The organism is Oceanobacillus sp. M65 (genome assembly GCF_052246275.1).
GTDB lineage: Bacteria > Bacillota > Bacilli > Bacillales > Amphibacillaceae > Oceanobacillus_B > Oceanobacillus_B jordanicus.
Genome location: NZ_JBQQCJ010000001.1, coordinates 336963 through 359431, shown reverse-complemented (window position 1 = coordinate 359431; position 22469 = coordinate 336963). Strand labels below are relative to the sequence as shown.

The following is a 22469-nucleotide window of genomic DNA, read 5'->3' as shown; positions in this document are numbered from 1 at the left end:
CCTTCCCTTCCTTGGAATGTTAGTTGCCAAGCAATAGGTGTCATTCATGTTAGATATTCTTATAGTAGCATATCTGTTCAATCTTTTTCAGACATCAGTAAATTCATGTAAAACAAAAGCGCAAGTGCCCGTTTAGAAACGTAGCGAGTGGAACGAATCAACTGAGATAAAGGAATCATGCCCCTGCAAAAGGGGTATGTCGGCGTTGGCCGGCAAGGACGTTTTTAGTCGACCTACCTCTATTTACCCAATCGATGATGAAGGGTATAAGTGCGACTAGACCTCTGGTTTCACCAGTCGGCAAGTCTTCTTTATCGTAGGGCGATTTCGTGAAGTCGCCTAGTTTCTGGGCGCTGGAGCTGGACGTGGCAAATTCAATTGTTTCGTTATCCACAGCACTAGAATTTTATAATTTCCTAGACAACAAAAAAACACCTTGGCTCAGCGAAACGGAGTCGAGGTGTTCCTGTGCTTATTCTTTTACACTTTTGAGTACATCATCAATGATTTGAGAGTTGGCGATAGGGCCAGTGTAAAGCCAAGCTGAATCCCCAGAGAATTCATAAATATTTCCCTTCTTTACTGCAGGGATGTTTTGCCAGATTGGATCTTCAAGCATTTTTGATCCACTATCACTGTCATCGTTTGCTAGAAAAATATGATCTGCATCTAATTCGGCCAATTTTTCCAAGGAAATTTCAGACCAGTTTTGAACCGAATCACCTGAAATTTCTTTCACGACATTCGGGGTAGTTATACCTAAATCATTGTAAAGCACATCCCCACTAGAGAGATTTTCATTTACAATGTAAAAAGTATCACTAAATAGCCAAAGGGCTACGGCAGAGTCAGAACCGATAGCAGTATTGATTTCTTCCTTGGCACTCGCTGCCTTTTCTTCATATTCTGCCAGTACTTGTTCAGCTTTGTCTTCTTCTCCAAACACTTTTGCTACTTCTTCAAGCTCAGCACGCCACTCATTATTTTGCTCATTTCCTACTACATAAGTTGGTGCTATCTTAGAATACTGGTCATATTTATTTCCTTCTACCATTTCTGCTGAATCCATAATAAGCAAGTCTGGTTCAAAGCTTGCCACGGCCTCGTATGGAAGGTCACTTGGTATAGTTGGAACGTCACCAAGGTCATCCTGTAAATAGTCCTGCACATCTTCTCCATCACGAACGGACCATTGCGCAACAGGTGTAATATCAAGTGCTACTAAATAATCCTCTAAGTAGGAGGCGATAACGTTTTCCGGATTGGCAGGTATCTCTACTTCATTTCCTGCTGCATCTGTCAGGGTACGAGCTTGTCCTTCCTGCGTTTCTTCGTTGCTTCCGTCCTCCGAAGCATTCTCACTATCTTCGTTTCCTCCACAAGCTGCAAGCAATAAAACTAAAAATAAAATGCCTATTAGCACGAAACTTTTATTTAATTTCATTCTCATTGTTCTCCTTTATGTTGAATATTTCAGTAACTTTCCTAATGATAACAATTTTCATTCTCATTTACAATAAAATTATTTATTCCAGATTCAAGAGTGTTTCTTATGTTATTGTTGCATGCTATCCCTTATAATATAATGGCAACAGTTTTAATTTTGTTTTATACGGGGAGTAACTTTTATGTCTTTTTTAAATAGATTTTCTGCTGCAAAGGGGTACAAGCAATCAAGGCCAATGGTGGCTACGTTTATCTTAACTGGCGGCTCGGTAATACTCATTTTTTGTATTGCCTTCTCTATCCTTTATGGGAGTGCTGATATTAAAGTAAGTACCATTTGGCAGAGCTTCGTACAATTTGACACACTACAAACATCTCATCAAATTATACGTAATCTACGAATTCCAAGGGCCTTGGCAGCTACTTTAATTGGTGCGGCTCTTGCTGTTTCTGGTTCTATTATGCAAGGAATGACACGTAATCCACTAGCTTCCCCTTCTATTATGGGAGTCACTGCTGGTGCTACGTTTATGATGGCCATTTCTTTCGCCCTTATGCCAGGTGCTTCAAATGTTACCGTTATGGTTTGGGCGTTTCTCGGTGCTGGTTTGGGTGCAGGGATCGTGTTTGGTGTCGGGTCATTGTCCAAATCTGGACTGACACCTGTAAAGCTGGCCCTTGCTGGTACAGCGGTAACTGCTTTACTCAGCTCCATTTCCTCTGCGATTGCCATTCACTTCAATATAGCAAAGGATTTAAGTTTTTGGTATGCAGGCGGTGTCGCCAGTGTGCAGTGGGTCCATGTCCAATTGCTGGCTCCTATAGTTGTAATAGGCTTAATAGTTGGACTGACATTAAGCAGTTCTATTACCGTTCTCAATCTTGGTGAAGACCTTGCAAGGGGACTTGGCCAAAAAACATTTCTAGTCAAAATCATTGGGACCCTCGTTGTCTTGCTGTTGACAGGGGCTGCGGTTTCCATTGCGGGTACTATTGGATTTATTGGGCTAGTCATCCCACATATTACACGTTTTCTTGTAGGAACCGATTACCGCTGGATAATACCGTGCTCCGCCATACTCGGGGGTATTTTACTAGTGGCAGCTGACACGGTTTCCCGAATGGTTAACCCACCATTTGAAACACCAGTGGGCACCATTACGGCATTAGTTGGTGTGCCTTTCTTCCTCTATCTTGCACGCCGTGAAGGGAGGGCAAAGCAATGAAAAAGCTAACCCCAACAAAAAGAGCTTGGCTAGTGGCCGTTTCTTTATTTATAGCAATTCTTCTTACGCTTATAATTAGTCTAAACTTAGGAGTTATGCAAATTTCGCCTGTCGATGTGTGGAAAACCCTAACAGGTAATGGAACATCGCAAAGCAGCTTAGTTCTATTTGACTTTCGTCTGCCACGCATGGTAATTGCCCTTCTGATTGGAGCAGGAATGGCCGTCTCAGGGGCAATCCTGCAAAGCGTGACACAAAATGAATTGGCCGACCCAGGTATTATTGGAATAAATGCTGGTGCTGGCTTTGCTGTGGTTCTTTCTATTTACCTGTTTCAATCGGGTACAATAACAGCTTCCACTGCTTCGATCTTTCTGTTGCCAGCAGCAGCCTTAATCGGTTCTGTCGTGGCAGCTACCTTAATCTATGCGATTTCTTGGAAAAACGGTGTATCCCCTATTCGTCTTATCCTTGTTGGGATTGGAATTAACGCAGCATTCTCTGCTTTAATCATCGTTTTCCAATTGAAAATGGACCCAAACGATTTTACGCGAGCCACCGTTTGGCTATCAGGGAATATCTCAGGGACAGATTGGACCTACGTTTATGCTTTATTGCCATGGATCTTAATTCTTTTACCCTATACTTTTTTCAAGGCAAATACACTAAACACAATGAACCTTGGGGATGATATTGCAAAAGGCCTTGGTACAAAGGTGGAACGGGAAAGAATGCTCTTATTGCTCGCTGCGGTGGCCCTTGCAGGCTCAAGTGTAGCAGTAGGCGGCGGTATTGCATTTCTTGGCCTTGTCACACCACATCTAGTTAAAAAATTAGTAGGCACGAGGCATCAGGCTATATTGCCAATTACAGCGCTGATGGGGGGTTTTCTTCTTCTTGTCGCTGACACAGTAGGAAGAAACATTCTTTCTCCTTCTGAAATCCCCGTAGGCCTAGTCGTTTCCGTAATCGGCGGTATTTATTTCATCTACCTGCTCATTAAGTCTTAAATAAATAACAGGTAAGCAGAACTAACGAAGAGATATATTCAAATGGATGAGGAAAAAGAAAAATATACAAGAAAAAAGGACACTTAAGTATTGTAAAAACAGTTCGAATACTTCCGGATAATCCCTAATTTTTTGTTATCTGAATCACACTTTAGCGAAGGGAAAATGCGGAGACTCCTTGAAAATGCATTCGCATTTTCTGCGTGCGATGAATCGCTGACGAAGCCTTACTTGTCCTGTGGGAACAGCACGAGTCCCAAGGCCCCACAAGAAGCGAAGGAACAAAGGCTAAGAGCGCCACGTCCTGTGGCAACGCCTTCGTGACCAACATCCTGTTGGCCCGAGACTAAGGCCGTGCCCACGGAAAGCGGAGCATTTTTTCCGTAGCGGAGATTAAACAGTCTTTTTTCTTATTTTTTGTTTTTAAAAAGGCTGGGACGTTATGTCCCAACCCTTTTTCCTTTTTTACATTTCTAATTCTTTTGGTGGCTGCCCTTTTTTATTCATTAACCGAACTGCTACTGGTTCAACTTCCAGCACGACAAGGTTCGGATCATCCGGCCCATCAAAATACAACTTCATATGGTCATTCCATAAAGCCTTCTTTACCTCTTCCGAATCATTGAAACGTACTTTACCTTCGTATTCCACAAAACTGTCTCCAAATCCTTCCCCTTCATAACCTAAAATGATATGCGTATAAGGATTTTCTTCTATCTCTTCTGTTTTATCTGTATCTTCATTCGTAGGTGTATAAAGTTTTAACCCTTCATTATGAAACGTCATATACCTGGAATGCGGCTTGTTGTTCTTTACAGTAGCCATTGTTCCTACATGACTATTATCAAGTATATGCTCAACCTCTTTTTTGATTTCATTCTGGTTGTCCATGGATATACACTCCTTTTATTATATCTATAGGTATTATTCCATTTGGCCAAAGAAATTAAACACGAATATTCTATAGAGTGCATGATTAGATAAGCTCCATGAACACGAAAAAGCGACTAGTTCAGTAAAACCAGTCGCTTTTTATTTGCCTATCCTTGATTATTAGAATTTGCGTTATAGATCAGTGTCTTCTGCCGTAAGAACCGTTTAGTCTTCGTTCCGTTTGGCTTTTCACCATACGACGAGCCTTGATAAGTAAGATGGCATCTTCTACCTCTGCTTTGCTTAGCTCCATATGACCTACAAAGAGTTTATAGTCTTCCCATGTTTTATCTAGCTGCAAGTCGATTACTATTTTATGTTTCTCTTCTTTAAGAATATCATCAACCGTTACACCAAATAACTGCGCCATTTGGCAAAGGTGTTTAGGACTTGGTTCTCTTTTTCCAAGTTCATAGCTCCAAACAACGCTTTTGGTAAAGTGCAACTCCCTTGCAATTTCCTCTGGAGTATACCCATTTTCTTCCCTTAGCTTCTTTAATTTATCCCCTATCTCGCTCATATGTACCTCCTGCTTAACCATAAACTCCCTTTTGTTAAAAATTTGTATAGTTAATATCATAGCACATTTTCCCGAAATTTAAATGGTAATTTGCACTGTTCTGAAAAATACACATTCTGTTAACAAACTGGCTCTCTGCCTGTCATGATTTTATGGTTCTTTTCATAAACATTACTCATAAGGGAATCTAGGGGGAATGATAATGAATAACACCGAAATCGTTTCTGAAGAAGATGTAAAGCGCTACGATATATTAAATAAACAAAAGAAAGAACTGGAACAAGAAATGAATCGATTAAAGAAAAAATTTCATACTTACTTAGATGAAGAGTTAGGAAAAGACAAAGCAGGAGAAATTAGTCGTGGCCATTATGAGCTAAAGCGCCAAATTCGATCTAGTATTGCTTATGAAACAGACCTAACAATTAAAAAGCTAGAAGAGGCTAATCTTCAGGATTTTGTTCTCATTGAAAAAAAACCAGATACAGAAAAGTTAGAGGCAGCAATTAAATTGGGACTAGTAGAGAAAGAAATGTTTGAAGAATGTAAAAAGATTAAGTCAACACAAGCAATTGTAGTAAAAGAAGTTTAAAGGATAGTAGCTTTATTCTTATCCATCATATAATTAAAGTTCTTTTCATATTCCCTGGTATAATGCTATGATAGAGCTTTAAGGACGTGATAAAAAATGAATGATTACAAAGTCGTAAAGGCTCTCAATAATAATGTACTAATCGCCCTGGATGATAATCAGCGCGAAGTAGTCTTAATAGGTAAAGGGATTGGCTTTAACAAAAGTAAAGATTCCATCATTCCTGAAAATACAGTGGAAAAGCTATTTGTTCTGCGTAATGAAAAGGCGCAAGAACATTATAAGAGCCTAATCCCTGATTTAGACGAAAACACGCTAAATACTATCATTTCTTCTATTGAGATCATTCGAAGAAGAACACGAACTATACTTAGTGAAAAGGTCCATGTTGCGCTGACAGATCATATTCTGTTTGCCACTACAAGACTATTAAATGGAATGGCTATCAAAAATCCGTTTTTAACAGAAACGAAAGCGCTCTATCCATTCGAATATGAGGTTGCCGCTGAGGTAGTGGAATTTATCAACCATTCCATGCAAATAGACTTGCCAGAAGGCGAAATTGGCTTTATTGCTTTACACGTCCACAGTGCGATTACGGATAAAGCCGTCTCCGATGTAAATCGCTACTCCAAACTCATTATTCAGCTGATTGAGATGATAGAAGTGCAGTTGCGCGTAACGATTGACCGGGAAGGGATGGAATACGCCCGTTTACTCCGGCACTTACGCTATACCATTGAGCGGGTACTAAATGATGAAATAGTACAGGAGCCGGAAAAAATAGCTTCCCTATTGAAATCTGAGTATCCAACATGCTACAATCTCTCGTGGAAGATAATTAAAATTATGCAGCAAACGTTAAAAAAGCCCGTTTACGAAGCTGAAGCGGTATATCTGACAATGCATCTTCAACGGCTTATAACAAAATAATGACATACGATTATACGTGTTACTGATTCGGTCAGGCATGAGTAGAGACGATTATGAAAAAATGATATGGGGAAATTAGCCCTATCATCTTTTTCATCGTCTCTGTTCATGCCTTTTTTGTACGCTAGGAGAGTATAAAATTTTAGCTAGATTAGAAGCAATGACGAGCAGTTAAATTTTGAATTCCCGAGTATCACGTACATATTCGCTAAAAGAGAAGCTGATGTGATTTTTTCTCATTTGCTCTCATTAACTAATCAATTAAGTACTTATATTATAGGAGGGTTTCCTTTGTTTAAAAAGGCTTTTGGCATCCTACAAAAAGTAGGAAAAGCTTTAATGTTGCCGGTAGCACTCCTGCCAGCAGCTGGTTTGTTACTTGGTTTTGGTAACGCAGCTCAACAAGAATCGATGCTTGAGTATCTGCCTTTTCTAAGTGCAGACTGGATTCAACTTATGGCAACTGTAATGGAAGATGCCGGTGGCATTATCTTTAATAACTTAGCACTTATATTTGCAGTCGGAGTAGCAATCGGATTGGCCGGTGATGGCACAGCAGGTCTTGCTGCAATTGTAGGCTACTTAGTACTAAACCAGGTAATGAGTTCCTGGGTTGGCGTGACACCTGAGATGGTAGTGGCAGATCCTGGCTATGCGACTGTATTGGGGATACCTACCTTACAGACAGGTGTCTTCGGCGGGATTATTGTCGGGCTAATTGCCGCATTTTGTTATAACCGGTTCCATGATATTGAAATGCCTTCATTCCTTGGCTTCTTTGCAGGTAAACGGTTTGTACCAATTATTACGGCTGCTATAGCGTTTGTAGCAGGTTTATTGCTACTCCTTATCTGGCCACCTGTACAAGACGCGATGAATAGTGCATCTCACTGGTTAATTGAAGAGGGAACTTATCTTGCAGTATTCTTCTTTGGATTTATTAAACGATTACTCATTCCATTTGGATTGCATCATATTTTTCACGCGCCTTTCTGGTATGAATTTGGTTCGTACACAACGGCTGCAGGAAATATTGTACGTGGGGACATGACGATCTTCTTCGCTCAATTAAAAGATGGCGTTGATATTACTGCTGGTAATTTTATGGCAGGTGAATTTCCAATCATGATGTTCGGACTGCCAGCTGCAGCGCTTGCAATGTACCATGCAGCAAAACCAGCTAAAAAGAAACTCGTTGCAGGATTATTAGGTTCTGCTGCGTTAACATCCTTCTTAACAGGGATTACAGAGCCACTTGAATTCACATTTATGTTTATTTCACCACTGTTGTTTTTCCTTCACGCTGTACTGGATGGACTGTCCTTTGTACTTATGACCATGTTCAGTGTCAACGTAGGATACACGTTCTCTGGTGGTGCGATTGACTTCGCCTTATTTGGAATACTACCTAACCAGGAACCCTGGTGGATTACCATTATTCTTGGATTGACTTTTTCTGTCATTTACTACTTTATCTTTCGATTCTTCATTAAAAAATTTAATTTGATGACACCAGGACGTGAAGAAGATGATGAATTAGAAGACGACACTAAAACAGAAGCTGGTGACCTTGCTTATAACGTGTTAGACGCAATAGGTGGACAGCAAAACATTTCGCATTTAGATGCCTGTATTACCAGACTTCGTGTATCCGTTAAATCAATAAAAGATGTAGACAAAGGCAGACTTAAGAAGCTTGGTGCTGCTGGAGTACTTGAAGTCGGTGACAATATTCAGGCGATTTTCGGACCGCGATCCGAAACATTGAAAGGACAAATGCAGGATATTATTTCAGGTAGAAGACCGCGGGTTACGGACACAAATCAACAGGAAGAAGTTAAGCAACAGATGGAAGAAATAAATCCGGAAGCGATGCAGAACGATGGCAAAACAAATGAAGCGATCCACACACCACTAGAAGGCGAAATTGTCTCTATTACAAACGTACCGGATCAAGTCTTCTCTGCCAAAATGTTGGGCGATGGTTTTGCTATCATACCAACAGATGGAAAAATCGTCTCTCCAGTCAACGGAAAAGTAGTCAATGTTTTCCCTACAAAACACGCAATTGGAATCGAATCCGATGGAGGTAGAGAAATCTTAATTCATGTTGGAATTGATACGGTTCACTTGGATGGAATTGGATTTGAAACACTAGTTGAGCAAGGTGATACAGTTAGGGCAGGACAGCCTTTACTAAGTGCAGATCTGGATTATATTGAAAAGAATGCTACATCGATTATGACGCCAGTTGTCTTTACAAATCTTCAAGAAGGCGAAATGCTTACCCTCCAAAGGCAAGGTAAGGTTGCATTAAACGAAAAAAACATCATTCAAATTGAGAAGCAATAAGTTAAGGATACTATCAAATTACCATGCCGAGCGGTTTACGTACCCCGCTCGGCTTTTCCTTTTTATCCAATTACCCATGCCGATTGCCCCTTTACCCTTCTCTCCAATGATACAACTCTCTTTTTTCATCATTAAGAAATTTGGAAAGATATAATTTAGGCTAAAAGTCTTCCTTTTTCCCTACTTTTTGATATATAGTAAGAAAGGACTTCTAAATATGGGGGACTGCTCAAACGGTACATTATCTTATCTTTTTGGAAAAGAAATTAAAAGCTTATAGAAAAGGCCCATTTATTTTTTAAAACGGAAAAACCACCTTCCAAGGTAACGCTCCCCTATACAAGCGTAAACGCCACAAGATACACCTTATTTATAAGGAAATACTCAGTTGTTGTATGGTCATGCCTTTACTTAAAGAAAGACTAAATTGAAAAACATTTCGTGATATGTCCTCACTTTATAAGATCTTATTTCATATCCATTGCCCACAAGGAAAAATCACAAACCATGCTTAACTGAGGTATTCCACACGTTTTTTCACCTCATAGAGGATACCATCATCGGCCATTATTGATCCCTAAGCTTAGATCTTAAGATAAGTTATATTCTGTGCCATACCTGGTGCCTGAAGTACCAAACACATTGCACGAAACCTATTCGAAGTCTAAGAGGTGCTTTGCTCTCCCAAGAGACTTTTAGACACAAAATCTCGTAAATACACAACAAAAAGGGAGGAAATTGAATGAATGAATTTACTATAGTAGCATTTATGATTGATATAAGTATTATTTCTGGATTATTACTAGCAGGAACGATTCTGCGAGCAAAGCTAAAATGGATGCAGGCACTCTTTCTCCCTGCAAGCATGATAGCCGGTTTTATTGGACTAGCCTTTGGTCCAAGTGGTTTCGATTGGCTGCCCTTTTCAGACCAATTTAGTTCTTATCCCGGACTTCTAATTGCGGTTATTTTTGCAGCCATACCAATCGGTGCAGCAAAGGTAAACTTGAAGGAAATTATTCATCGCGTAAGAGAGATGTGGTCGTTTTCCATGCTATTAACCCTTCTTATGTGGGGAGCTGGTGCACTATTTGGGCTAATCGTGTTAGTACCCCTTTTCTCAGATTTGCCAAGTGGCTTTGGCTTAATTCTAGGTGCAGGTTTCCTTGGAGGACACGGAACAGCTGCAGCAATTGGCGAAGGCTTCCAATATTACGGTTGGGATGAGGCTATGGACCTTGCCATGACGTCAGCTACTATCGGAATTTTAATTGCAGTACTTGGTGGATTGGTTTTAGTAAAACGCAGTACTGAAAAAGGACATACGAAATTCATCCAAAGCTTTAAGGATCTACCAAACGAATTGCGTACAGGGTTAATGGGAAAAACAGAACGCACTGCAATGGGTGAAGAGACTGTATCACCTAGCTCAATTGACCCGCTTGTTCTGCATATTTCCATTATTGCGCTGGTCATTGGGGTTTCCTATTGGGTATCTGACATTTTACAAAAGGCCATTCCTGCAGTGTCCATCCCATTATTTAGTATTGCTTTTATTCTGGCTCTGCTTTTTCAAGTCGCAAGCCGCAAAGTAAAGGCAGATGAGTATGTGGATCAACGGGTAATGGAACGTATAGGTGGAACAGCAACAGATTATCTTGTAGCGATTGGGATTGCCTCCATTAATATAACGGTTGTGGTAGATTACGCACTTCCGCTAGCTCTGCTCTTCCTATTTGGGACGATTTGGGCATACATTCTTTTTCGTTTTATTGGGCCTAATATCTTTAAAGACTTTTGGGTGGAAAAATCCTTGTTCGGTTGGGGTTGGAGTACTGGTACGGTGGCAATGGGACTTGCCCTACTACGGATTGTAGACCCAGAACTAAAAAGTAAAACGACCGATGATTATGCACTAGCGTATATCGGTGTAGCACCTTTTGATATTGCGATTGTTACCTTTGCCCCTATGCTGGTGGCATTTGGATTTACTTGGGTTATCCCACTCGTGTTGTTAGTAGCGGGAGCAATCATCATTTATGTAAATCGATCATTCGGTCTATGGGGAAGACGAAAACTCGATCAATAGTTTTCAAAGAAAAGCATGGCAGGAAGCCATGCCTTTCTTTGATTTATTTATTCTTTTTCTAGGAAATCTTCCGGTAATGCAAAACGCTCATTAAGCAACATAAGCTCCAGTGGATTTTCTTTTTCTTCATTATTATCCTCTTTGATCAGAGCCATTTTGCGGTGAATCTCTTCCATTTTACGATCCAGCTTCGTCGCAGAGTCTGCGGCTTCCTTCAGCTCTTCCGTTAGGTGTGCTGGAACCTCTTTATTATACTTATAATAGATCTTATGCTCCAGGCTAGCCCAAAAATCCATGGCAATCGTCCGAATTTGAATTTCAACATACATATGTTCTTCACGATCAGACATGAAAATGGGAATCTGCAAAATGAGGTGAAGACTCTGATATCCATTTGGCTTCGGGTTTTTAATATAGTCCTTACATTCAATCACTGTGATATCCTTTTGACGTTGAAGCATGTCACTTATTTCATAGATATCTGATATAAAAGAACATGTTATTCGTATGCCCGCGATATCACGAACATTCTCTCTAATGGCAGGAAGTGACAACTCATACCCTTTCTTTTTAACTTTCTTCAATATACTCTCGGGTGCTTTCAACCGAGAATTCACATGCTCAATTGGATTATACTCATGAATATAATGAAACTCTTGTTTTAGGATATCGATTTTTGTATTCATTTCGTGTAAAGCAAATTTATAAGACATCATAAATCTAGTTAATTCTACTTTTAGTGTTTTAAGATTATTCACAGCTCCAGCGACCAATTTAAACTTCCTCTCGCGATGTCATTTACAAAGTCCTTTTTGCAATAAGTTCAATTCTATTTTATAATTCTCCATTGCCTGCTCCTCAGAAAGATTTCGTGAGAATTTCTCCATAATATTTCGCATTGTAACAGCGATTATGATTTGCATAACATGTACAAGCTCATCTTCAGATTTCGTATTTAAAGCAGACATTTTAATATAAGGTCTAAGGCCATCTATCATTTCGTTCCTATCCCCATAACTGAACATCTCTGCAAGCGATTGTTCCACTTTATGCGTCATATTAAGAAAGGCATGCCTTAAAAATTGGAGATTCTCTTGTGTTGGAATTTCTTGTAATAAGATGGCATACATTTCGGTCATTGTTTGAAATATATCACCGCCATGCTTCTCCAGGAGAGAAAAAAAGGTACGTCTGCGTTTCTGTGCTTGTGTATTCAACAGAAAAAAGAACACATCCTCTTTCCCTTCAAAGTACTGATAAAAGCTTCCACGCGGTATTCCAGCCTGCCTTACAATATTCGCAATAGAGGCTTCATAAACTGGTACCCGGGAAAATTCCTGCTCTGCAGCAGCAACTAGTTTTTGTTTCTTTTCTTCAGGAAGATTATAAAACGTTAAGGTTGGCATACAATTCACTCCAAATGTGACAATGTGTCACTTCGATATATCTCCATAATAAATGACACCAAATCATAATTCAATACATTATGACTTGGTGTCATTTATTAGACACAATTACGCTTGGCAATGTAAGCGGTAGGCTTCAACAAATGCCATAGGAGATTCCCTGACCGTATAGGAATAGACGCCCTGGGATGTGTGTAAGTATAAAAGGCCACCACCGTCAGTACCTATTTCACGGTAGGAAACATCTAGAATATCTTTCATCAAAAACTCTCTATTTTGGGTAGTAATCTTCTCATCAAATAACGTCAGTACGCGCTCATGCTCGATGTCAATTTGCTCTATGCTCGTTACCTTCCGTTCCATTTTAAAATAAGGCTGTTTTGCTAAAAGGTTCATACAAACCCTCCATTCCCCTACATCTTACTATTTCACAGAACAGAGGGCAAAAGAAAAGCGGAGGGTGCTAGGTGTGTACTTCCTTCTTCTTAAGACGGATTTATGGTGATAACACGACCAGTTTCTGCTGCTTGAAGCATTCCTAGTACTACTTTTAACGACCCTAGGGCGTCCTGGCCAGAAGCAATTGGTTTTTCACCCGTTGTTACGCACCGGATAAACGCATCAATAACACCCGTATTGGTTTGGTTATCATTCGTTTGAATTGTTTCCAGCTGATAATTAATCTTCTCACCAGTGCTTTTAATCACTTCTAACTGGTAGTCGGGGTGGTGATAAATCTTCAAAATACCTGCTTCACAATAAAGAACTGTACTGTTATCTTCTTCTCCATAATAGGACCAGGAGAAGGATGCCGAGCCGAGACAACCTTTTTTTGTTTGCATACTGGCCACGACATTATCACAGACTTCAATTGGCTTACCCTGTTCATCCACTTTATTAAGCGCTCCTTGAAAAGCACTAATCTTTGTAATCTCGTCTTCCAGAAGGTAATGGATTAAATCGAGCTTGTGAATTCCCAAATCACCCGCCACTCCAAATCCAGAACGTTCTTTTTTAAAAAACCATGTAGAATTTGATTTATTCACTCCCCAGTGTTCCGGCCCTTTATGGCCAAAGGTCGTTCTAAAGGTGAGAACCTTACCTAACTCCCCACCTCGAATAATCTCTCTTGCTTTTTGGTGTGCGCGAGTAAAGCGTTGATTATGATCCACCATCAATACCTTGCCTGATTTCTTCTCTGCTTCCAAGATCTCTTGTGCGTCCTTTACAGTTAGAGAAATGGGTTTTTCACAAAGTACATGCTTTCCAGATAATAAAGCTTTCGTTGAGAAAATATGATGATTTTCATTTGAGGAACAATCACTGATCACCTTAATTGTGGGGTCTTCTAACAAGTCATTAATTGACCTCGCCACAGAGCCATCAAACATGGAAGCAAGGCGTTCTGATCGCTCGGGATTTCGGTCATAAAACACAATTTCCGAGATCTGCTTATTTGCTTTATATTCTGGTGCGTGGCGCAATTTTGCAATCGAGCCACACCCAATAATACCTGCTTTCATTTTCATCGCCCCTCTACTACTCGCGTTTTTGAAATACTACCGCTACGATGATGATTAACCCTTTAACAAAGCCTTGCAGGTGGGGGGATACATTCATTAAGTTCATCATATTATTTAAGATACCTAGGATTAAAACACCGAAAAATGTTCCAATAATCTTCCCTCTTCCACCAGTCATTCTTGTTCCACCAATAATGACCGCAGCAATGGCATCTAGTTCGTAGGACACTCCCGAACTTGAGGAGGAAATGGAATTGAGGCGAGAGGTTTCAATTGTAGCTGCAACACTAACCAAAAGCCCTGTTAAACTATATACCCCTATTTTCACTCTATCTACCCGAATCCCCGATAACATGGCTGCTTTTTCATTACTTCCAATTGCATAAACGTATCGCCCAAATCTAGTTTTATGCATAAGCAAATAGACAAACACTGTCATGATAATAAAAATAATAATCGGGTAATCAATCATGAGGAATTCACTATTGGCAATCGCACTAAAGCCAGATACTTCTCCTGAGATACTTCCTCCGTTAGCAATATACAAGGCAATTGACCTAGCAGCTGCCATCATACCAAGGGTGGCAATGAAGGAAGCTATCCTTCCCTTTGCGACCATTAATCCGTTAAGAAGCCCTGCAAAGGAACCGACAATAAAAGCTGTCAAAACTGCTGCAATAATACTACCCGTTGCATTTAATGCTATAACAGCAATGACACCGACCAACGCAAGGACAGATCCTACCGATAGGTCGATCCCTCCAGACAGCATGACAACCGTCATTCCAAGTGCGATGATCCCTATAATGGAAACTTGCATAAGGATGTTCATCTGATTGTTAATATCGAGAAACCTTGGACTCATAAAAGATGCTGCAATAAAAATAATTAAAAAGGCTATAATGACGCTGTACTCCGACCACAGCCAAGATAGCTTATCTTTCCAAACCGAGCGCTCTTGTCTATTCTTTTGCTGTGGCTGCATTTCTGTATTTCCCACCTTTTCCACCCTCCCTTTTTGATCCCGTTGCATAGCTCATAATCAGATCCTCTGTCGCCTTATCACCATTGATACTAGCTGTGATTTCTCCTTGATACATGACGTGGATATAATGGCAAACCTTCATTATTTCCGGTGCTTCAGAAGAAAGAATAATGATTGCTTTCCCCTCCGCAGCAAGGTCAATAATATGCTGGTAGACCTCTCTTTTGGCACCAACATCAATCCCTTGAGTAGGGTTATCAAAGATAAGAACATCCGGACCTACTTCCAGCCACTTCGCAATGACGACTTTTTGTTGATTTCCCCCACTTAATTTATCTATCGTGACAGTTGGATCGTGAAGTTTTATATTTAATTTATCGCGGTAATAAGAAAACCTACTCTTTTCTCTCTTTTCCTGAATAAAACCAGCCTGTTCAAAGTGGCTCATGGAGGAGAGCGTTAGATTATGGATAACATTTAAATCTTTAATAATCGCATTTTCTTTACGATCTTTCGGAACAAGGCCAAGCCCCGCTTTTAAAGCATGTTTAGGATGATTTATTTTCACCTGCTTGCCATTCACCTTTATTTCGCCAGTCGATTTCCTTCTATAGCCAAATAGCGTTTCAATAAGCTCAGTTCTCCCATCGCCCGCAAGGCCCGTAAAGCCAACTATTTCTCCTCGCCTTACAACAAAGTTAATATCACGAAATTCACCCTCGCAGCCTAAATCCTTTACTTCGAGTATCGTATCTCCAAAGGAATGTTCCTGCACAAATCGCTCTTCTGAAACGGATCTACCAACCATCATGTTTGTAATCTGGTCTAGCTCTGCTTCCTTTAAGCTCCCTGTTGCGACCCACTCCCCATCCCGCAGTACAGTATACCTGTCGCAGATCGCTTTAATTTCCTTTAACTTATGGGAGATATAAATAATGGAGACGCCTGTCTCCCGGAGTTTTGTCATGAAACTGAATAACCTTTCCACTTCATGCTCTGCAAGGGCTGTTGTTGGTTCGTCCATGATAATAATGCGGGATCTGTGTAAAAGGGCGCGGGCAATTTCAATAAGCTGTTTATAGGACGTATCTAAATTACGAACGTATTCCTTTGGGTCAATCCTGACACCCAGCTTTGCTAAAATGTCCTCGGTCTGTCGGCACATCTCCTCTATTTTTAGAATGCCTAACTTGTTACGTAGCTCTGAACCTAGGAACATGTTTTCATAGATTCGTAAATCGCCAACGACATTTAATTCCTGGTGAATAAAACTAATTCCAAGTTGCTGAGATTCTTTTGGTGTCGTAATCGCAACTTTTTCTCCATCCACCGTAATGAATCCTTTATCAGCTAAATGCACCCCGCCGAGTATATTCATTAAGGTAGACTTTCCAGCGCCATTTTCTCCAAGCAGTGCATGAATTTCCCCTTTTTTCACTTGTAACGTGACCTTTTTCAATACAGGGATCCTGTTAAACGACTTTTCAATATCCTTCATTTCTACAATCCAATCATTCGACATAACTATCCCCCTTTATTAAACAAAAGCTTAGAGCACCGGTTAAAAACGTAGCGACTGGAGTGAATCAACTGAAATAAAGGAATCACGGTGAGCATGCGAACCGATGATGACTTATTGCAGGGCGATTCACGAAGTAGCCTAGTTTTTGGTGCTCGAATCTAGACGATCAAAAGCTTAGAGTACCGCTATTATGGAACACCAACCAATCTACCCAGCTTGGGCCAAATGAGTTAAAGGAAACACAATGTTGTAACCTTTTTACATTGTGCTTCCTCACCATTTAATTAGAATTTAGAGTCAGGATCATATTGCTCTTCTACATTGTCTTTAATGATTTCTGTCGCTTCCATAATAACCATTGTTTCTTCTGGATCTTCTCCCTTAGCCAGCTCTGCTGCAATTTTCACACCTTCTCGAACCATTGTTGGTGAATAAAGGAAAGTTGCCGAAATAAGGCCATCATCTTTAATACTTTCAAATACCTCTTTCGCTCCACCTGCACCTGTCACAAATTGAATATCTTCGCGTCCGGCTTCTTTAATTGCTTGCACTACCCCTAATGCCATTCCATCATCTTGCGTAAACACGGCATCAATTTCCGGTTGTGCTTGCAAAATGTTTTGCATTACTTCTAAAGAAGTCTCGGTTGAAAAATCTCCACTTTGAGATGCAATGATCTCCATGCCATCTGTGCTCTCAATTGCCTCTTTAAAGCCTGCACCACGTTGTTCTGTAACAGAACTAGGAGGTCCGGTAATTTCGACTATCTTTCCTTTTCCGCCTAACTTATCAATGAAGTACTCCCCAGCATTTACACCAATTCCTTCATTATCTCCTTTTACGACGACTGTAGCTGCATCATTTTCCAGCTCACGATCGACGATAACTAATGGGATACCAGCATCTTTTACTTTTTGCCCTACTGGCGACAGTGCTGCAGATTCAATAGGAAGCATAACAATTACATCTACATCCTGTGATATCAGATCATCCACATCATTTGCCTGAGAGTTAGGATCTGTTGCATTCGTCATAATATAGTTAATACCTTCTGCCTCTTGTATCTCCTTCGCCTGACTTTCCGCATTATCAATTAATGCCCCCATCCACCCATGGGTTGCAGAAGGAAGGGATATGCCAATCGTTAGATCGCTATCTCCGCTATCTCCTCCATCTTCACTATCCCCACTGCTCTCCTCTCCACAAGCAACTAAACCAATAACGAATAATGCCAACAAAAACAACCAAAGCTTTCTCACACCAACCACCCCTTTTGTGTTTTTAAAATACTAGCCAAGCTATTGTAAACGTTTACATTTACCTATCTAAGGCTAGCGCTCTACTATTAAAGCAGACGTTTAATAACAGAGCGCTAGTCTTAGGTAGTTATCCTGCAGTTGAGCCACGAATTACAAGTTCATGTTCTAAAATGACGCTTTCAACCTGTTTTCCTTTTATCCGGTCAATGAGCATGCTTGCTGCAATCTTTCCCATCTTATACATTGGCTGGGAGATGGCCGTCAAAGTTGGATAGGTCATATTGGAAAAATCGATCTTGTCAAAACCAACAATGGCCATATCTTCTGGTACCTGTAATCGTTGATTATTCACTTCCTTTAGTGCACCGATAGCCAACAAGTCTGACACTGCAAAAACGGCTGTTGGCCGATCTTTCAGCTTTAGAATCCTTTTCATTGCCTGCTGCCCATTATCAAACCCCAGCTCAGAAGCATGTAGGACATATTCTGGTCGGATTGGAATGTCGTGCTTCAACAACGCTTTTTGATAGCCCTGTCTCCGCTGCTGTGCATAGAGATAGGTCTCATCAGAGTTGATCATCGCAATGTTACGGTGGCCAATTTGAATCAGATGATTTACCGCACGATAGGCAGCCTCTTCATTATCAATCGTTACATACGGTATCCCACTGTCTGGCGTATATTCACTGCATTGAATAATCGCGTGCTTCTCAGCCAGTTTAAGTAAGGTTTCTCGATTTACCGCAGGGTCCATAGAGATAATACCATCAGCCATCTTGTTGCGCACAAGCTCAAAATAGATGTTTTCACGTTGTGGACTTGAATCTGTCTCGCAAAGTAAAATATTATAGTGAAGACTAATTGCAGTTTGCTCAATTCCTTTAATTATTTCTGTGTAGAAGGGATTAGAAATTTGCGGGATAAGGATCAAAAGTATTCTGCTTTCAGAGTTTCGTAGATTTCTGCCCAGTACACTAGGTTCATAATTCAACTTGTTGATTGCTTCTTCAACCTTTAGCTTCGTCTTGTATGTAACGCTATTTTGCCCGTTTAATACACGTGATACCGTGGCGACAGATACGCCTGCTTCCTTTGCTACGTGGTGGATGTTGGTCATTATGGTGTCCCTCTTTTCAAATGCCGCCAATTGTAATCGTTTACAATTTCATAGTAATACAGTCCCAATTTTCTGTCAATATATTTTTTAAATATATACAAAATGGTTGATTTATCATGTTGAATTATATATGTTTAGTAATGTAAAGGATTACAAAACGAGTATACAAGACTAATAGAGGAGGTTGTTCAAATGAAATTAGGTGTTTTTACAGTATTATTCTCCGATAAGTCATTTGATGACATGTTAGACTACGTTTCTTCCAAAGGATTGGAAGCGGTAGAGTTAGGAACAGGTGGTTATCCTGGTGATGCACACTGTAAGGTTGATGAACTACTCAACGATGAACAGAAATTATCCGAATTCAAACAAAAAGTGGAATCACGCGGGTTAATGATTAGTGCCCTAAGCTGTCACGGAAACCCTCTTCATCCTCAAAAGAAAATTGCAGAACCTGCAGATGAAATATTAGAAAAAACGATTATCCTTGCTGAGAAGCTTGGTGTACCGGTTGTAAATACCTTCTCTGGATGCCCAGGAGACCATGAAGGTGCCCTCTATCCAAACTGGCCAGTGACACCTTGGCCACACGACTTCCAAGAGGTACTAAAATGGCAATGGGAAGAAAAGCTTATTCCGTACTGGAAGGAAAAAAATGATTTTGCAGAAAAACATGGTGTTAAGATTGGACTTGAGTTACATGGTGGCTTCTCTGTACATACTCCTGCAACCATGTTGAAACTTCGGGAAGCGTGCGGTCCGGCAATTGGTGCCAACCTTGATCCTAGCCATATGTGGTGGCAAGGCATTGATCCTGTTGAATCGATTAAAATTCTTGGCCGTGAAAATGCGATTCATCATTTCCATGCGAAGGATACGATCATTGACCAGCCAAATATGAACCGAAATGGACTTACAGATATGACCGACTATTCCCAAATGCGTGATCGAGCGTGGTACTTTAGAAGTGTCGGATTTGGTCATGACACGAAAACATGGGCCGATATTGTGAGCACCCTACGTTTAATGAATTATGATTATGTAGTTAGCATTGAACACGAAGATGGCCTCATGTCAGTAGACGAAGGCTTCACTAAAGCAGTAGAAAACCTCAAGCCAGTCATGGTTAAAGAATCCATGGGCGACATGTGGTGGGCATAGGTTAGACGGCATATAAAAGAGAAAAGATTTATATTCAGCGCTACGGAAAATACTACGCTTTCCGTGGGCACGGCCTCAGCCTCCTCAGAAGCAAAGAGCGCTTCTTCCGGGGTCTTCGGACTCGTGCTGTTCCCACTGGAGTCTCCGTATTTTCCTTCGCTGATTGGTTTGCATTTTAATGCCGAACGAGTTGTAACTTAATATCTTGACATAGTCGTTCAGCCTTCTTAGTATTAACGTTCTTTTATAACCCTTTTCTTTATATTCTCTTCAATTTCCCGTCTCGGCAAATTGCTTGATTCTTTCACCTATTTGATCTCTAACACGTTGAAAGACTTGCCACTTCTCTTCCTCTGTTCCTTCAGCTTTTGCTGGATCATCAAATCCCCAGTGCTCTCTACGTACTTGGGGAGGTGTCATTGGGCATTTATCAGCCGCGTCACCGCATAACGTTACTGCCAAGTCTGCATTGTTTAAAATTTCCGGATCAATTATGTCAGAGGTCTGGTCAGAGATGTCGATGGAGATCTCCTTCATTGCCTGAACCGCTTTAGGATTTAAACCATGTGCTTCAATACCCGCACTCTTCACTTCCCACTCATCACCAAGTATTTTTTTTGCCCAGCCTTCCGCCATTTGGCTACGACATGAGTTTCCAGTACATAAAAAATAAATGCTTTTTTTAGCCATATGTTTTTCTACCTCCTATAGTAAAGTTAACGTTAAATATAAACCAATTAATGTAATAAATAAAATAGGGAGCGTAAGGATAATCCCTGTCTTGAAGTATGTCCCCCATGATATTTTAATTCCCTTTTGCGAGAGAACATGGAGCCACAGTAAAGTTGCTAATGAACCAATTGGCGTGATTTTCGGTCCAAGATCTGATCCAATCACATTCGCATAAATCAGCGCTTCTCTGATCACTCCTGTTGTATCTGTTTCCGCGATTGCAATAGCATCGATCATAACAGTCGGCATGTTATTCATAACCGAGGAAAGAATTGCTGCAATGAACCCCATCGCTACTGTTGCGAAAAATAATCCCTGCTCCGCGCTCTTTTGGATCACGACGGCTAAAATGTCCGTAAGCCCTGCATTCCGTAAACCAAAGACCACCACATACATTCCAATAGAGAAAAAGACTATCGCCCAAGGTGCTCCTTTGATTACAGCAAGGGTATTAACAGCCTTGCTTGACTTAGCCATGAATAAAAAGAAAATGGCTACCACACCAGCTACAATCGAAACAGGCAGATGGATGAACTCACTAATAAAGTAACCAACAAGTAATATTCCAAGTACATACCAGGAAAGACGGAACATTTTCTTATCCTTAATAGCATCTGCCGGCTTCATTAACTGCGTGACATCGTAGGTTGCAGGAATATTTTTTCTAAAGTATAGAAATAGAACTAGAATGGTTGCTCCTAGGGAGAAAAAGTTCGGTATGATCATTCGAGAAGCATATTCGACAAATCCAATATTAAAGAAATCCGCTGACACAATGTTTACCAAATTACTTACCACGAGGGGCAAAGAGGTCGTGTCTGCAATAAACCCGCTTGCCATGATAAATGGAAAAATCATTTTTTCTTTAAACTTTAAATTTCGCACCATAGCAAGCACAATAGGCGTGAGGATTAATGCTGCGCCATCATTTGCGAAAAAGGCCGCAACGATTGCTCCAAGAATACTAACATAGATAAACATTCTAACCCCATTACCCTTTGCCGCCTTGGCCATATGTAGTGCTGCCCATTCAAAAAACCCGATTTCATCAAGCACCAATGATATAAGGATAATGGCTACGAAGGCAAGTGTAGCATTCCATACAATACCGGTTACTTCGGCCACGTCATGGAAGTCCACTACCCCCACCAATAAAGCAAGTACTGCACCGGAACAAGCTGACCAGCCAATGGATAATCCTTTCGGTTGCCAAATGACAAAGATTAAAGTCACCAGGAAAATGAGTAACGCTAAGATGACAGATAACAATATATTTCCCCCTAACAACAATTTATTCTTGTACCGTTCTCCTCAAGCTCCTTCAAACGATAACTTTGATCAGGAAGCTGTTCCAATAATGGCGCAAGAAAAGTATAATACGCATTCGTTTTATTCAGCGAATAGAAAATCCATTGCCCTTTTCTTTCTTCCTTCACAAGACCAACGTCTCGAAGCTTCCGTAAATGTTGGCTAATTGATGGTTGACTCACTTGAAAAATTTCCACAAACTCACACACACAGCAGGTATGTTCATCCAACAGCTTTAACATCGTAAGTCGGGTTCTATCCCCGAGCAGTTTAAGGATCACTGCTGCTTGCTCCATTTCAACACCCGTCTTTACCATACGCCATCACCTCTTTCGCATAAGTATATAACTATATG

21 protein-coding genes are annotated in these 22469 nt (G+C 40.6%); 7 read left to right on the top strand and 14 right to left on the bottom strand.

Annotated elements, in window-relative coordinates; genetic code table 11:
* Window positions 1-472: 472 nt before the first annotated feature.
* Complete coding sequence (locus ACTWPF_RS01780; RefSeq protein ID WP_443148119.1) at window positions 473-1444, bottom strand: ABC transporter substrate-binding protein; 972 nt, start codon at window positions 1442-1444, stop codon at window positions 473-475.
* Window positions 1445-1628: 184 nt separating this feature from the next.
* Here ACTWPF_RS01780 and ACTWPF_RS01775 point away from each other — a divergent pair, with 184 nt between their 5' ends.
* Both ACTWPF_RS01775 and ACTWPF_RS01770 read left to right on the top strand, forming a co-directional pair.
* Window positions 1629-2672, top strand: coding sequence for a FecCD family ABC transporter permease (locus ACTWPF_RS01775; RefSeq protein ID WP_106898217.1), 1044 nt, complete (start codon window positions 1629-1631; stop codon window positions 2670-2672).
* On the top strand, window positions 2669-3682 hold the full coding sequence (locus ACTWPF_RS01770; RefSeq protein WP_106898218.1) for a FecCD family ABC transporter permease: 1014 nt from the start codon (window positions 2669-2671) through the stop codon (window positions 3680-3682). The genes ACTWPF_RS01775 and ACTWPF_RS01770 overlap by 4 nt, the downstream gene beginning before the upstream one ends.
* A gap of 465 nt (window positions 3683-4147) precedes the next feature.
* On the opposite strand, the gene ACTWPF_RS01765 is transcribed toward ACTWPF_RS01770, so the two are convergent.
* Both ACTWPF_RS01765 and ACTWPF_RS01760 read right to left on the bottom strand, forming a co-directional pair.
* Window positions 4148-4573, bottom strand: coding sequence for a pyridoxamine 5'-phosphate oxidase family protein (locus ACTWPF_RS01765; protein WP_379551669.1), 426 nt, complete (start codon window positions 4571-4573; stop codon window positions 4148-4150).
* 181 nt (window positions 4574-4754) lie between these two features.
* A complete protein-coding gene (locus ACTWPF_RS01760) occupies window positions 4755-5135 on the bottom strand; it encodes a helix-turn-helix domain-containing protein (RefSeq protein ID WP_051558025.1) in 381 nt (126 codons plus the stop codon).
* A 202-nt stretch (window positions 5136-5337) separates the two neighbouring features.
* Here ACTWPF_RS01760 and ACTWPF_RS01755 point away from each other — a divergent pair, with 202 nt between their 5' ends.
* The 4 genes from ACTWPF_RS01755 (at window position 5338) to ACTWPF_RS01740 (ending at window position 11101) form a co-directional block, all read left to right on the top strand.
* Window positions 5338-5727 carry a hypothetical protein gene (locus tag ACTWPF_RS01755; protein ID WP_051558026.1) on the top strand — a complete coding sequence of 130 codons (390 nt, stop codon included), beginning with the start codon at window positions 5338-5340 and terminating at the stop codon, window positions 5725-5727.
* Between the two features lie 96 nt (window positions 5728-5823).
* Window positions 5824-6660, top strand: a complete 837-nt coding sequence (gene glcT, locus ACTWPF_RS01750) for a glucose PTS transporter transcription antiterminator GlcT (protein ID WP_036577791.1) — start codon at window positions 5824-5826, stop codon at window positions 6658-6660.
* A 291-nt stretch (window positions 6661-6951) separates the two neighbouring features.
* Entirely contained in the window at window positions 6952-9012 is a 2061-nt protein-coding gene (ptsG, locus tag ACTWPF_RS01745) for a glucose-specific PTS transporter subunit IIBC (RefSeq protein ID WP_443148118.1), read from the top strand.
* 742 nt (window positions 9013-9754) lie between these two features.
* Window positions 9755-11101: a sodium/glutamate symporter gene (locus ACTWPF_RS01740; RefSeq protein WP_106898223.1), complete on the top strand. Its 1347-nt coding sequence runs from the start codon at window positions 9755-9757 to the stop codon at window positions 11099-11101.
* A gap of 47 nt (window positions 11102-11148) precedes the next feature.
* Here ACTWPF_RS01740 and ACTWPF_RS01735 read toward each other — a convergent pair whose 3' ends face one another.
* The 8 genes from ACTWPF_RS01735 to ACTWPF_RS01700 form a co-directional block, all read right to left on the bottom strand.
* Window positions 11149-11817, bottom strand: a complete 669-nt coding sequence (locus ACTWPF_RS01735; protein ID WP_443148841.1) for a GTP pyrophosphokinase — start codon at window positions 11815-11817, stop codon at window positions 11149-11151.
* A gap of 78 nt (window positions 11818-11895) precedes the next feature.
* Window positions 11896-12507: a TetR/AcrR family transcriptional regulator gene (locus tag ACTWPF_RS01730; protein ID WP_161464847.1), complete on the bottom strand. Its 612-nt coding sequence runs from the start codon at window positions 12505-12507 to the stop codon at window positions 11896-11898.
* Window positions 12508-12615: 108 nt separating this feature from the next.
* Entirely contained in the window at window positions 12616-12903 is a 288-nt protein-coding gene (locus ACTWPF_RS01725) for a hypothetical protein (protein WP_106898225.1), read from the bottom strand.
* An 89-nt stretch (window positions 12904-12992) separates the two neighbouring features.
* The gene (locus ACTWPF_RS01720; protein ID WP_443148117.1) at window positions 12993-14036 is read right to left on the bottom strand and encodes a Gfo/Idh/MocA family protein; all 1044 of its coding nucleotides are present in this window, start codon (window positions 14034-14036) and stop codon (window positions 12993-12995) included.
* A 10-nt stretch (window positions 14037-14046) separates the two neighbouring features.
* Window positions 14047-15030 carry an ABC transporter permease gene (locus tag ACTWPF_RS01715; RefSeq protein WP_443148116.1) on the bottom strand — a complete coding sequence of 328 codons (984 nt, stop codon included), beginning with the start codon at window positions 15028-15030 and terminating at the stop codon, window positions 14047-14049.
* Window positions 14993-16537: a sugar ABC transporter ATP-binding protein gene (locus ACTWPF_RS01710; protein ID WP_443148115.1), complete on the bottom strand. Its 1545-nt coding sequence runs from the start codon at window positions 16535-16537 to the stop codon at window positions 14993-14995. The genes ACTWPF_RS01715 and ACTWPF_RS01710 overlap by 38 nt, the downstream gene beginning before the upstream one ends.
* 284 nt (window positions 16538-16821) lie before the next feature.
* Entirely contained in the window at window positions 16822-17796 is a 975-nt protein-coding gene (locus ACTWPF_RS01705) for a substrate-binding domain-containing protein (RefSeq protein WP_443148114.1), read from the bottom strand.
* 127 nt (window positions 17797-17923) lie between these two features.
* Window positions 17924-18913, bottom strand: a complete 990-nt coding sequence (locus ACTWPF_RS01700; RefSeq protein ID WP_443148113.1) for a LacI family DNA-binding transcriptional regulator — start codon at window positions 18911-18913, stop codon at window positions 17924-17926.
* Between the two features lie 192 nt (window positions 18914-19105).
* On the opposite strand from ACTWPF_RS01700, the gene ACTWPF_RS01695 reads away from it, so the two are divergent.
* Complete coding sequence (locus ACTWPF_RS01695; protein ID WP_106898230.1) at window positions 19106-20074, top strand: sugar phosphate isomerase/epimerase family protein; 969 nt, start codon at window positions 19106-19108, stop codon at window positions 20072-20074.
* A gap of 270 nt (window positions 20075-20344) precedes the next feature.
* Here ACTWPF_RS01695 and arsC read toward each other — a convergent pair whose 3' ends face one another.
* From arsC to ACTWPF_RS01680, 3 genes are read right to left on the bottom strand one after another with little or no spacing between them, the layout of a single operon-like run.
* The gene (gene arsC, locus ACTWPF_RS01690; RefSeq protein WP_443148112.1) at window positions 20345-20764 is read right to left on the bottom strand and encodes an arsenate reductase (thioredoxin); all 420 of its coding nucleotides are present in this window, start codon (window positions 20762-20764) and stop codon (window positions 20345-20347) included.
* Between the two features lie 15 nt (window positions 20765-20779).
* Window positions 20780-22075, bottom strand: a complete 1296-nt coding sequence (locus ACTWPF_RS01685) for an arsenic transporter (RefSeq protein WP_238017603.1) — start codon at window positions 22073-22075, stop codon at window positions 20780-20782.
* An 11-nt stretch (window positions 22076-22086) separates the two neighbouring features.
* Window positions 22087-22431 carry an ArsR/SmtB family transcription factor gene (locus ACTWPF_RS01680; protein ID WP_443148111.1) on the bottom strand — a complete coding sequence of 115 codons (345 nt, stop codon included), beginning with the start codon at window positions 22429-22431 and terminating at the stop codon, window positions 22087-22089.
* Window positions 22432-22469: the final 38 nt, after the last annotated feature.